Source organism: Corynebacterium meitnerae (assembly GCF_027570075.1).
Taxonomy (GTDB): domain Bacteria; phylum Actinomycetota; class Actinomycetes; order Mycobacteriales; family Mycobacteriaceae; genus Corynebacterium; species Corynebacterium meitnerae.
In genome coordinates this window covers 40187-52540 of the sequence record NZ_JAKMUS010000009.1, presented here as the reverse complement: position 1 = coordinate 52540, position 12354 = coordinate 40187, and the positions used below count along the sequence as shown (strand labels likewise).

The 12354-nt window shown below is 61.9% G+C and carries 12 protein-coding genes; 8 read left to right on the top strand and 4 right to left on the bottom strand.

Going from position 1 to position 12354, the window contains the following annotated elements:
• Positions 1 to 40: 40 nt before the first annotated feature.
• From L8U60_RS06850 to L8U60_RS06840, 3 genes are read right to left on the bottom strand one after another with little or no spacing between them, the layout of a single operon-like run.
• The gene (locus L8U60_RS06850; protein ID WP_269965621.1) at positions 41 to 967 is read right to left on the bottom strand and encodes a DUF808 domain-containing protein; all 927 of its coding nucleotides are present in this window, start codon (positions 965 to 967) and stop codon (positions 41 to 43) included.
• Between the two features lie 47 nt (positions 968 to 1014).
• Positions 1015 to 1551: a ribonuclease FAU-1 family protein gene (locus tag L8U60_RS06845; RefSeq protein WP_269965620.1), complete on the bottom strand. Its 537-nt coding sequence runs from the start codon at positions 1549 to 1551 to the stop codon at positions 1015 to 1017.
• Positions 1552 to 1590: 39 nt separating this feature from the next.
• Positions 1591 to 2301 carry an Rv1157c family protein gene (locus L8U60_RS06840; protein WP_269965619.1) on the bottom strand — a complete coding sequence of 237 codons (711 nt, stop codon included), beginning with the start codon at positions 2299 to 2301 and terminating at the stop codon, positions 1591 to 1593.
• 119 nt (positions 2302 to 2420) lie between these two features.
• Here L8U60_RS06840 and L8U60_RS06835 point away from each other — a divergent pair, with 119 nt between their 5' ends.
• Entirely contained in the window at positions 2421 to 3488 is a 1068-nt protein-coding gene (locus L8U60_RS06835) for a hypothetical protein (RefSeq protein WP_269965618.1), read from the top strand.
• A gap of 86 nt (positions 3489 to 3574) precedes the next feature.
• Complete coding sequence (locus L8U60_RS06830) at positions 3575 to 4915, top strand: DUF4185 domain-containing protein (RefSeq protein ID WP_269965617.1); 1341 nt, start codon at positions 3575 to 3577, stop codon at positions 4913 to 4915.
• Here L8U60_RS06830 and L8U60_RS06825 read toward each other — a convergent pair.
• Positions 4912 to 5229 carry a DUF4298 domain-containing protein gene (locus tag L8U60_RS06825; protein WP_269965616.1) on the bottom strand — a complete coding sequence of 106 codons (318 nt, stop codon included), beginning with the start codon at positions 5227 to 5229 and terminating at the stop codon, positions 4912 to 4914. The genes L8U60_RS06830 and L8U60_RS06825 overlap by 4 nt on opposite strands.
• A 96-nt stretch (positions 5230 to 5325) precedes the next feature.
• On the opposite strand from L8U60_RS06825, the gene L8U60_RS06820 reads away from it, so the two are divergent.
• From L8U60_RS06820 to L8U60_RS06795, 6 genes are all read left to right on the top strand, one after another.
• Positions 5326 to 5754: a cupin domain-containing protein gene (locus L8U60_RS06820; protein ID WP_269965615.1), complete on the top strand. Its 429-nt coding sequence runs from the start codon at positions 5326 to 5328 to the stop codon at positions 5752 to 5754.
• A gap of 153 nt (positions 5755 to 5907) precedes the next feature.
• A complete protein-coding gene (locus L8U60_RS06815; protein WP_269965614.1) occupies positions 5908 to 7980 on the top strand; it encodes a bifunctional metallophosphatase/5'-nucleotidase in 2073 nt (690 codons plus the stop codon).
• Between the two features lie 116 nt (positions 7981 to 8096).
• A complete protein-coding gene (locus L8U60_RS06810) occupies positions 8097 to 9470 on the top strand; it encodes a DHA2 family efflux MFS transporter permease subunit (RefSeq protein WP_338026474.1) in 1374 nt (457 codons plus the stop codon).
• A gap of 126 nt (positions 9471 to 9596) precedes the next feature.
• A complete protein-coding gene (locus tag L8U60_RS06805) occupies positions 9597 to 10589 on the top strand; it encodes an ABC transporter substrate-binding protein (RefSeq protein ID WP_269965613.1) in 993 nt (330 codons plus the stop codon).
• Positions 10586 to 11497, top strand: a complete 912-nt coding sequence (locus L8U60_RS06800) for an ABC transporter permease (RefSeq protein ID WP_269965612.1) — start codon at positions 10586 to 10588, stop codon at positions 11495 to 11497. Before L8U60_RS06805 ends, L8U60_RS06800 begins: the two co-directional genes overlap by 4 nt.
• Complete coding sequence (locus L8U60_RS06795; protein WP_269965611.1) at positions 11490 to 12281, top strand: ABC transporter ATP-binding protein; 792 nt, start codon at positions 11490 to 11492, stop codon at positions 12279 to 12281. The genes L8U60_RS06800 and L8U60_RS06795 overlap by 8 nt, the downstream gene beginning before the upstream one ends.
• Positions 12282 to 12354: the final 73 nt, after the last annotated feature.

The following is a 12354-nucleotide window of genomic DNA, read 5'->3' as shown; positions in this document are numbered from 1 at the left end:
CCGCCCACTGGAGTGCGGGCAGGCTTTGAACGGTTAAACCTTACTCCGCCTTACCCTTATCCGCGATTTTTCGCACCCCTTCAACGACGGCAAGAACCAGAAAACCTGCGATCAGGCCCGCCACGAGGGATCCTCCGGTATCCACGAACCAGCCAGCCGCTCCCCCGCCGACAGCTTCCGCACCGCGCTGGAGAATATCGTGCGGCCAATGCCACCCGATGACTTCGTGCAGGCCGCGGATGATCAGGTGCCCACCGACCCACAGCATGGCCACGGTGCCGATGATGCCGATCGCCTGCAGCACATACGGCATGCCCTTCACCAGGCCCCGGCCAACTGCTGGGGCCTTGTCACGTTTGATCATGCCCAGCCCGATGTCGTCGATCTTCACCAGCAGCGCCACCGCGCCGTACACCGCGGTCGTGATGAACAGCGCCACCGCGACGAGCACAGCGAATTCCATCCAGATCGGTTGATCCGCGACCTCGTCGAGGGAAATGATCATGATCTCCGCCGACAGGATCAGGTCCGTGGTCACGGCACGTTTGACCAGGGTGTTCTCATCCGCCTCGTCGCGGTTCACCGCGCGGTCGACTTGTTCTTCCGCATCATGCAGAAGCTTATCGACGATCTTCTCCGCCCCCTCAAAACACAAATACGCCCCACCCAGCATCAGGATGGGAACCAGTGCCCAGGGAGCAACCGCGTTCAGAAGAAGCGCGATCGGGAGGATAATCAGCAGCTTGTTACGCAACGAGCCCTTGGTGATCCTCCAGATCATGGGCAGCTCACGCGCCGGAGTCACGCCGGTGACGTACTGAGGGGTGACAGCAGCATCATCGATAACAACACCAGCAGCTTTTGCCGATGTTTTTGCTGTCATAGCTGCAACGTCGTCCGCGCTGGCGGCGGCGGTGCGGGCGATCAGGGCGACGTCGTCAAGCAGTGCAAGTAGGCCTCCGGCCATGAGCCAACCTTTCCGTGAAGGTCCGTGAAGGGATGTTCACGCGCAGTTTATGCGACGGGAGTGAGTTCCACTTCCTCTGCCCACGTCAGCTCGATGCCCTGGGCGCGGAGCCACTCCATCGCATCATCGTCGTGGCGGGTGATGCCCTCCACCGCGTTGAGGGTGGCGTCGATGGCTTTTTCCGCGTCCTCAGCACTGATGAGGCCAGCGGATGTGGCGGCGGCGAGCTCGTCGATGTCGAGCACATCCACCGCTTCCCCCTGCACCGTGACCAAGTCGACGTAGAGGTCGCGCGTGCGCCACACTTCGCCCTCGATGTCGATCTCGGCGACGTCGAAGTAGTAATCCTGCTCCACGTCCACACCCTCACGGAAGTGAAAGATGTTCGCGCGGAGGTTCAGCTTGGGCAGCAGCCAGCTCTCGAGGTACCCGAACTTCGGGTGGTTCGCCCCGCGGGCCATGTAAAGGCCGAAGTCCGTGACCCTGAACGTGTCCACCTCACGCAAATACCCCTTGGGGTCCGTGTTCGTGTTCGAGGCCATATCGAAGGTCTCCTGCTTCACCGGGTGAAGAACAGCGGTCATGGTGTCTCTCTCCTCTCCTGACCTTTACTCAGCTACTTGTCACTTAACTGTCGCCGCCAGCGCCGTGGGGATGAACCCGCAGCTCTTGCCGCCTGTATTTACCGCTCCGGCAACAACCGCGAGGATCGTGCCGGACCCGGTATCTGCAACCCCGGACAGGGTTGCCGGTCCTGTTGGGTTAATCCCGTTGTTCTCAAGTGGCGTTACACCCGTACGGAAATTGCCCAGGTTGACCCAGTACACGTGCATCTGCCCCTGCGCGGGCGCAGCCGCCTGCGTACCCAGCGCCGTGAACACGAACGTGGTCTGCCCCGCCTTCGGCGCCGGAACCGGGATATCCGCAGGCCCCGGCACCGCAATAGCGGTCCCCGTTGAGGTCAATCCCGGGCCCATGCAGTTCTGGGACACCGTGGGCCAGAAAGCCTGATGGAAGCGCGGCGCATTGTCCGGCAGCGGCGGGCCACCGATCTCTCCGGTACCAGCAGCGAAAGCCAGGCCCTTCAGCAACGCATCCCTCACCTGGGCAGGCACCCACGGCTGGTTAGCAAAGTCAGTTACGGCACGCTGCGCCTCCGGCGTCGGTTGGCCGAGGGGGCCAATAGCGCTGGACAGCGACGAGACCACCGGCGCAGGCTGCGCCTGTGCAGCAGGCACACCGCCCGCAGCACTCAGCGCGGGGATGGCGGCAAGGAGGGCGGCTGCGGTGAACGCAGATAGGCGTGAAAACAGGGGACGCCGGGAGCGCATCATCGTGAGAAAAGTCCTTTGCGTCGGAAAAATAACGCTATAACTTGAATAACTTTAGTCACATTGGCAACATTTGCAACACTTTCGGCCGCTTCCGGGACGCCGGGCTAGAGTTGTGACTCATGGACTCCACCCCTCGCTACCCGCTCATCCCCACCGTCTTGGGCGATGGCATGAGCGTGCGCGTGGGCAATGTTGTGCAGGCAATTCTTTTTGAGCACATCTCCACCACCGCCGGCCCCGGCCGCGATCTTGGCACGACCGTGGAGCTCGAGCCGTATCCCCTCACCGGCACATGGCGCGTGCGCTGGCCACTTGCGTTTGGAGCGGTCATCGGTGAGATCGATGCCGAAACCCGCGCTGAGTTTCCCCTCGTGGAATCGCTTCACTCCCGCGGCATCACCCCTCGTGCGCACGCAACTTTTGCGCTGAATCGCGCCACGGGCATCTACGGCGTCACCGTGCATATCGCCCCGGCACCCTTCGTCGTTCCGCGGAATAATGCACCGGCAGAGGCCGTGGTCTTGCCGCAGGGCAACGCCAACGAAGGCATCCTCGTCCAGGTTGCCGGTGGTGATTACACGGCGACGGAAACGATGCTCATGTCCCCCGGCCACTGGCTCGTGGGGCTGAATGTCCACGACGAGACCGTCGTTGTCACCTGCGAGGGCCGCGTGCTGGGCACCGTTGGTGAGCATGACAACGAGATCGTGATGGCACTGCTGGACAGTCTCAGCGAGGCTCCTGTTTTCGCCCGTGCGATGGCGGTGGACGGTTCCATCACCCTGGACATTGCCCGCCATTCCATTGCTCATGCGGTGCGCAACCTTCCCGTCCTTCCGGTTGCGGAGATGCCGCAGCCACAGCCATTCCACGTCTTTGAATTCTCCGACGGCACCATCGCGGTGACTGTGGAAGGCGCCGCCGCCATCGACCCCGATGATCAGCCCGCACCCAAAGACTCCGCGCGCACCGTCGCCGTTCCAGGCGCACCGCGCGAATTGCTTTTCGACGACGCCCCCACCCAATACTTCCCCGCCCCCGTCGCCTTCACCCCGAGCAACGAGGACACAGAGGACACAGTGGCGTCGGAGGAGTCGTACCTGTCTGAGGTGGAGAAAGTCCGATTGCGCCGTGCGGAACGTGACAATCGTTTGGGCGATGGCCCGCGCCACCGCAAAGCCGACTAATCCAGCTTGTAGGGCGGTTGCTTGATAGAGTTCCTCGGGAAAACTAACCCCTCATGAAGAAATGAGCTGCCCCGACCATGCCAGCCATGTCACCACGTTTCCAGACACCATCCCGCTCACGTGGATCCCGCTTGGTAGGGGCCGCTGTTGCCGCCGCTACCTTTGCCAGCATTGTGAGTGTCCCGGCTGCCGAGGCGCAGAGCTCCAGCGGCGCGTTTTTGAGTTCTGGCAGCTCCGGTAGCTCCGGCAGCTCCGGCAGCTCTGCGCCGCAGGGTCCCGCCAAGGAACTGACGAAGGTCAGCGAAGGACTCACCGTCAAACTCATCGGTGATCTCCTAGGCAGGCACCAACACGTCGTCGGCTTGGGCGCCATCGACCTGGGCATCATGGTGCCGCTGGGAATTGGGGAAGAACTGGGCAAACAATTCGGCGTCATCTTCGGTGATTCCTTCACAGGCAACGGCTTTGGCCAGGGTGACTGGCTCAGCCCCGTCGGTGTCCGCGCCGTGCGCGATGAAAACGGCCGCATCCGCTTCATCGCTCCGCTCAACGACGGCAACAAGGTGAAGCAGCTCGTGGACTACCGCCACGATGACGGTCTTACGCTCATCCCCTCCGACGTGATCAACATTAATGGCACCCTGTACATGCAAGGCATGTGGAACCGGGGCATCGGCAATGTGCTGCAGACGGAGATTTGGACGTCGGTGGATGGGGGTGCACGGTGGACGTCGATAAGCAAAAACTCTGCGAACCACCTCGATGGAATGGGCAACCTGATCAGTTGGGAGATGGGGCCGGACGGGTACATCTACGTGGTGTCGTCTGAATTCAAGCGCAACCATCCGGTGTACCTGTCGCGATTCCGTGAGGCTGATATTGCGAGCCCGGCGCGATGGGAGCGCTTCAACCCGCGCACCGGTGCGTGGGGCACGGCGATGACTCCGATCCTCAGCGACAACGTGCGCGCCGGTGAGATGTCCCTGCGCTACATCCAAGGCCACTGGGTGCTGGCGATGTTCAATGAGCAGACCGCCTCGATTGAAGTGCGCATCTCCCCCACCATCGCGACAGATTGGAATGCGATCACACCTGCGCACGTGGTTGTCGCGGGGCCGAACGGCTGGTCCGGCAAGCAGAATGAGAACAACTTCACGCAGCTCTACGGCGGCTACATCGTGCCCGGCTCCACCCTGGACAACCTTGACCTCGTGGTGTCGCAGTGGAACACCTCGAACAATTCGCGCTACATGGCTACGCAGTTCAACGTGAAGGGCTTGGGCACGTTCTTTGGCATCAAGCCAGCCGCACCCCATGAGGTGGGTAATCAGGACAGCGTCAGCGCTGTGGAGGAGCCGGTCACGCCGGAGACAGAGGCGAAGCTCAGCGAAGAGCGGGCTGTGGAGAAGGCGGCGGACGTAGCTTAGGCCTCCCCTGCCTCCTCGCCCTCGTACTCGCGCACGATGCGCGTGGACACATCCCGGATTTCCTTGAGCGCCTCATAGAACCGGCCCATCTCATTCCACACGCCATCTTCGGAGAGCACTCCATAATGAGCGTGCGGGTAGCGCTCCATGTCTGCTCCCCACTGCGACTCGTAGTACTCAATGAGTTTGCTTAACTGCACCCAATCCTCGGTCATCTGCTCCCCCACAGCTTCCAAACGATCGTTGGCGCTGGTGATGTACTTCAGGCGGGAGTCGGCCTGCTTGATGCGCTCGGGGACGTTGTCATTGCTCATGCCCGCACGATACCTGCAGAATCTTTTCGGCTCCTAAGAGCATAAACGGCGCTACCATGGGAAGTGCCTGATTATTCGTCACCTAAGGAGGACACCATGGCAACTGATAACGACCACGGACCGAACCCATACGTCGTCGACATTGAGAAGGCGACCCTGGACAACGAGGCTTTCCGCGACACCCTGTGGACCGGCGAGAACCTCCAGCTCACCGTCATGACCATCCCGCCAGGAGGCGAGATCGGCGCTGAGATCCACGGTGGCCACGACCAGTTCCTGCGCCTCGAAGCCGGCGAACTCCGCGCCATGATCGGCGCCAGCGAGGATGACCTGGAAGTTGACCAGGTTGTCGGCCCGGACTGGGCAGCTTTCGTCCCGTCCGGCAAGTGGCACAACTTCACCAACGAAGGTTCCGTGCCAGCGAAGCTGTACTCCATCTACGCTCCGCCAGAGCACAAGCCGGGCACCCGCCACGAGACAAAGGCGGACGCTGACGGTGACCCGCAGGAGACTGACGGCGTCTAAACACCCCGTCCTGACCTGATCCAACCGGCCCGCAATCCGTGGGCCGGTTTTTCATTGAAGTGTCACGTCAGATTCACTCCCGGGACACCTTGTATTTTTAGCGTCTGTGGTTGACCTGCATTCCCTGGACACAAGAGACACAAGGTTTTCCACATGAGCATCCGTTCCCTGCGCGCCACCATCGCTGCTGCGACGATCAGCGCACTGTCTTTCACCGCACTGACCGTTCCCGTGGCGTCGGCCGATGAAACGACCGCCAAGATCTCCATTTCCAACATCACTGACTTCCACGGTCGCTTCAAGTACAAAGAGGATTCCCGCAAGCCTGAGAATTCGGTTCCCGGCGCGGAGCGCCTGAAGTGCGCGATCGACAAGGAAGCGGAGCCATTCGGTAACGCTCACATCTTCACCTCTTCCGGCGACAACATCGGCGCCAGCCCGTTCGCGGCAATGCTGCTTGACGACGCCCCGACGATCGACGTCCTCAACACCATGGGCCTGAAGGTCTCCGCTGTGGGTAACCACGAATTCGACAAGGGTGCAGCGGACCTGTCGGACCGTGTGATCCCCGATGCGCAGTTCTCCTACCTGGCCGCCAATGCTGAGACGGTCAAGGGCACCGAGCCGTACACGATCGAAGAGCTCGACGGCGTGAAGGTTGCTTTCATTGGCACCGTCACGGCTGATATGCCGAACCTGGTGAGCCCGGACGGCATCAAGGGCATCACCTGGAATGACCCGGTTGAAACCACCAACGCTGTGGCAAAGGAGCTCAAAGAGTCCGGCGAGGCTGACGTCGTCGTCGCCCTGGTCCACGCCGGTGACATCACCCCGGATAAGTTCCAGAACGTCGACGTTGCTTTCCTTGGCCACACCCACGCCTACGTCAACCCGACTGGCACCGATACCCCGGTGGTTTTGCAAGCGGGCCAGTACTCGCAGGGCTTTGCCAACGTGGACCTGAGCATCGACCGTGCGACGAAGAAGGTGACGGTGGATGAGGCGAAGGTCGTCGATAATGCAACGATCCTTGCGTGCGACAAGAAGTACCCGGAGATCGCCGCCATCGTCGACAAGGCAGTGGAGCAGGCCAAGACGGAGGGTGAGAAGCAGGTTGCCACCATCGACCAGGCGTTCACGCGCGGCAAGAACGAGGGCGCTGATTCCGGCTCCAACCGTGGTGTCGAGTCCTCCCTCAACAACCTGCTGGCTGAGGCAGCGAAGTGGTCCATCGCAGCGAACTCGAACGTCACTCCGGACATCGGTGTGATGAACGCTGGTGGTGTGCGCGACGACCTGCCGGCAGGTGATATCACCTACCAGCAGGCTTTCTCCGTCCAGCCGTTTGGTAATGAGAACTCCTACAAGACCATCAAGGGCGCAGACTTCAAGGAAACCCTCGAGCAGCAGTGGAAACCGGGCGCTGACCGCCCGCGCCTGGCACTGGGCCTGTCTAACAACGTGTCCTACACCTACAACCCGGACGCGGAGCAGGGCAACCGCATCACCTCGGTGAACATTGACGGTAAGCCGCTGGATCCGAACAAGGACTACATCATCGCCGGCTCCACCTTCCTGCTCGGCGGCGGCGACGGCTTCGATGCGTTGACGAAGGGCTCCGAGATGACCAACATCGGCCTTGTCGACGTGGATGCGTTCATCCAGTACCTCAAGAGCGACGAGAAGAAGGCGCCGCGTGGCCAGTCCGCTGTGGGCGTCAAGGTGGACGAGCCGCTGAAGGCGGGTGAGGAGAACACCATTGATCTGTCCTCCCTCATCTACACCCAGGACGACACCGCCACCACCGTCACCGTGTCCCTTGAGAATACGAAGGGCAAGAAGCTGGCAGAAGCCTCATCCACGATCGACCCGGCGCTTGGCGAGAAGGGCCTCGGCGAGGCTGGCAAGGCAACCGTCAAGCTCGCTGTCCCGGCCAACGCTCCGGCTGATGCCCGCCTGCGCATCACCACCGACGCCAAGACCGACGTCTTCCTCCCGGTGAAGACCACGGGCACTGGCGCTGGCGATGGTACTGGCACCGGCGACGACTCCAGCCACGGCTCCAGCCACGACTCCCCGGGCGAAGGCTCCTCCCCGGCTGCCAAGGGCGTTCTCGGTTTCTTCGGCGTGCTCGCCGCAATCGCGGCGCTGATCGGCGGCCTGGCCTTCTTCAACCCGCAGTTCACAGACGAGATCCAGAAGCAGATCAAGGCTCTACTGCCGTAACACCGATGCGGGGCTGACTCCGGCCCCGAACACCCCACTCGACTCCCGGGCCCAAAAGGGGTAGATTTCGCACGTCAGACCCCGCTGACGGGGAGCAGCGGTAGCAAGGAGTACGTGTGACGCAGACAAACAACCCATGGCCGGCGCTGTGGTCGATGATGCTGGGATTTTTCATCATCCTGGTGGATTCCACAATCGTGGCGGTGGCCATCCCCGCCATCGCCGCTGACTTGGACGCCAGCTACAACGAGGTCATCTGGGTCAACAGCTCCTACCTGCTGGCGTATGCGGTGCCACTGCTCATCACCGGCCGGTTGGGCGACCGTTTCGGCCCGAAGGTTCTCTACCTGGCGGGCCTCGCGCTATTCACGCTGGCGTCGCTCGCCTGCGGCCTGGCGGGAACAGTACAACTTCTCATCATCGCGCGCGCCTTCCAAGGCCTTGGCGGGGCAATGCTGTCGCCGCAGACGATGTCGGTGATGATCCGCACCTTCCCACCCGCCCAGCGCGGCAGCGCCATGGGCGTGTGGGGCGCCACGGCAGGTGTGGCCACGGTCGTCGGCCCACTCCTCGGCGGATTCGTGCTGGATCTTGGGGGTTGGGAGTGGATCTTCTTCATCAATATCCCGGTGGGCATCATCGGCCTCTTCCTCGCGGCCAAGCACGTCCCCACACTTCCGCTGACAGCGCGCCGTCTGGATTGGCTCGGCGTGGCCATGTCCGCGGCCGGCATGTTCTGCCTCATCCTCGGCATCCAAGAAGGCGAAGCTCTCAACTGGGATTATCGCGTAGCCGCGCTCATCGTCATGGGCCTCGTGCTGCTCGCCGTGTTCATGGTGTGGCAATCGCGCACCACGCGCGATCAACTCGTTCCGCTTTCGCTTTTCGACGACCGCAACTTCACCCTCGCCTCCCTCACCATCGCCTGCGTCGGCTTCGGGGTGTCCACCTTTGCCATTCCGTGGATGATTTATGTGCAGCAGGTCCAAGGGCTCACGCCCACTCAGGCGGCGTTGTTGATTTTGCCGTCGGGGGTGGTGTCGGGGGCGTTATCACCGCGCATAGGCAAGCTCACGAATACGCGCGACCCGAAACCGATTGCGCTCTGCGGGCTCACAGTGACCGCGGCCAGCATTGCGGCATCGGCGCTCATTGCGCATCCCGGTATTAACCCGAATTGGATGCTGCTCATCTCAGTGTTCTATGGCCTGGGCAATTCCATGATGTGGGGTCCGCTGTCCATGATTGCCACGCGGAACCTCAACCCGGCGCTGGCTGGTGCGGGCTCAAGCATTTACAACACGCTGCGGCAGGTGGGTGCGGTGATTGGTTCGGCAGCGATCGCGGCAATGATGTCCGCGCAGCTGGCGCAGAAACCTCTCGCGGCGGCGATGAGTACCTCTCTCCTTCTCCCCGCGGCTGTGCTGGCCCTCGGCGTGGTGGTGGCGTTCTTCTTTGCTAAGACGCGGACGTGGAGCGATAACACCTAAAACCCGCGGTTTTTCCACAAAACTGTATAAAATTCTTCGATTCGTGCATGAGTCACAAGGGATCTGGGATATGGTCTACGTCATTCCGCGAACTAGGCGGTAGACCACGAACCGGAAGGCTCACTCATGTTCAAACGCACATTTTCCCGTGCCGTGACCGCCACTGTTGCGGCGGCAACCCTCGCCCTGGCTGGCTGCTCTAGCGATTCCAGCGGCTCCAGCGACAACGCTGGCGGCAAGGACGGCTCCTACACCATTGGTATCAACCAGCTGGTCCAGCACCCGGCTCTCGATGCTGCAACCGCAGGCTTTAAGGAAGCCTTCGAAGAGGCCGGCATCGAGGTCAAGTGGGATGAGCAGAACGCTAACGGCGAGCAGGCCACCGCGCTGACCATCTCCCAGCAGTTCGCTACCTCCAACCTGGACGCGGTGCTGGCTGTGGCTACCCCGGCAGCACAGGCTGTTGTCCAGAACATCACGGACTCACCTGTTCTGTTCACCGCCGTGACTGACCCGGTGGAGGCACAGCTGGTGGACTCCATGGACGCGCCGGGCGGCAACGCTACGGGCACCTCCGATGAAACCCCGCTGGAGGAGCAGTTCAACCTCATCTCCCAGCTGGTGCCGGAGAGCAAGAAGATCGGCATCGTCTACTCCTCTGGTGAGGTCAACTCCGAGATCCAGGTGAAGGCTGCCCAGGAAGAGGCCAAGAAGCGTGGCTGGGAGATTGTCACCCAGACCGTGACCTCCGTCAACGAGATCCCGCAGGCCGTCGAGGCCATCGGTGACGTGGACGCGTTCTACGTTCCCACCGACAACATGGTTGTCTCCGGCATCTCCTCCCTGGTTCAGGCCGCTGAAGCCAAGCAGATCCCGGTGATCGCAGCTGAGGCTGGCACTGTTGAGGGTGGCGCAGTGGCCACTATCGGCATTGACTACAAGGAGCTGGGCAAGCAGACCGGCGAGATGGCCATCCGCATCCTGCGCGACGGCGAGGATCCAGCCAAGATGCCGGTTGAAAAGGCAACGAAGTACAGCTACGTCATCAACGAGGACGCAGCTAAAGCCCAGGGTGTCACCATTCCGCAGGAGATTAAGGACCAGGCTGAGACTGTATGATCGGCGCACTTGAACTAGGCATCCTTTATGGGGTTATGGCGCTTGGCGTCTACCTCACCTTTAGGGTCCTCAATTTCGCCGACCTGACCGTCGACGGAAGTTTTACTACCGGCGGCGGTACAGCCGCAGTGCTCATCGTCGCTGGCTGGAATCCGTTTGCAGCCACGGCGATGGGCTTTGTCGTTGGTTTTGCTGCCGGCATCATCACCGGTTTGCTGCACACCAAGGGCGGTATCGACGGCCTCCTGGCCGGTATCCTCACCCAGATCGGCTTGTGGTCGATCAACCTGCGCATCATGGGCGGGGCGAACCTGCCACTGCTGCGCCAGGACACGGTCTTTACTCCCCTGCGAGACGCCAAGATCATGGGCACGTGGGGTGGCGTGGCGCTGCTGGCGGCTGTCGTCATTGCACTGGCCTTTATCGTCTACTGGTTCCTCACCACAGACTTAGGCTTGTCCATCCGCGCCACAGGCGATAATGACCCGATGATCACGTCCTTCGGCGTGAACACCGACAACACGAAGATCCTGGCTCTCGCACTGTCCAACGGCCTCGTTGGCACGGCCGGCGCTCTTGTGGCGCAGTACCAGGGCTTTGCCGATATCTCCATGGGTATCGGCCTCATCGTCGTGGGTCTCGCATCTGTCATCGTGGGACAGGCTGTCATCGGCCAGTCCCGCCTGCTGCAGGCGATCCTCGCCGTGGTTGTTGGCGCGGTTCTCTACCGCCTCATCATCTTCGCGGCACTGCAGGTTGGCCTGAACCCGAACGACATGAAGCTCGTCTCCGCCGTCCTCGTTGTTCTCGCTCTTCTGCTGCCCAAGTTCCAGGCTATGGGCAAGGGAGTGGGTAAGCCGGGGAAGAAGGCATCGTCGATAAGCGAAAAGAAGGCTGTTCATGCTTGAGATTAATCACGTACACAAGACCTTCTTCCCGGGCACCGTCAATGAACGCGTGGCGCTGGATGGCGTGGACCTGACCCTCGCGGAGGGCGATTTCGTCTCCATCATCGGCTCCAACGGCGCCGGCAAGTCGACGCTACTCAACCTCGTGTCGGGCCGTCTGCGCCCGGATAGCGGCACGGTGCGTGTGGACAACAAGGACGTGACGCGGATGAAGGAGCACCAGCGCGCCACGTCGATCGCGCGCGTGTTCCAGGACCCGCTCGCGGGCACCGCGCCGAACCTGACCATCGAGGAGAATCTCTCGCTGGCGTACCTGCGTGGCAAGGGCCGCGGTCTCGGCCGCGCACTGACCGAGAAGCGCCGCACGTTCTTCAAAGAGCAGCTGGCCACGCTCGAGCTCGGCCTGGAGAATCGCCTCACACACAAAGTCGGGCTTCTCTCAGGCGGTCAGCGCCAAGCACTGTCGCTTCTCATGGCCGGGTTTACTCAGCCGAAGGTGATGCTTCTCGACGAACACACCGCCGCCCTCGACCCCGGCCGCGCCGCCCTCGTGACCGAGCTGACCCAGCGCCTCGTGGAGGATGGCGGGCTGACCACCCTCATGGTCACGCACAACATGGAGCAGGCGCTTCGCGTGGGTAACCGGCTGATCATGATGCACGAGGGACGCATCGTCTACGAGGCCGATGAGGCCCTGAAGAAGACGCTCACCGTGCGCGACCTGCTGCAGGAATTCGCCAACATCAAGGGTGCGACGCTGTCGGACAAGGCGTTCTTGGGCTAACCCCTTCGCACCAGGCTTCATCGGGCTGTGCGGGCGGTCACAATTTCTTTGTGATTTCGCCCACACGGCCCCT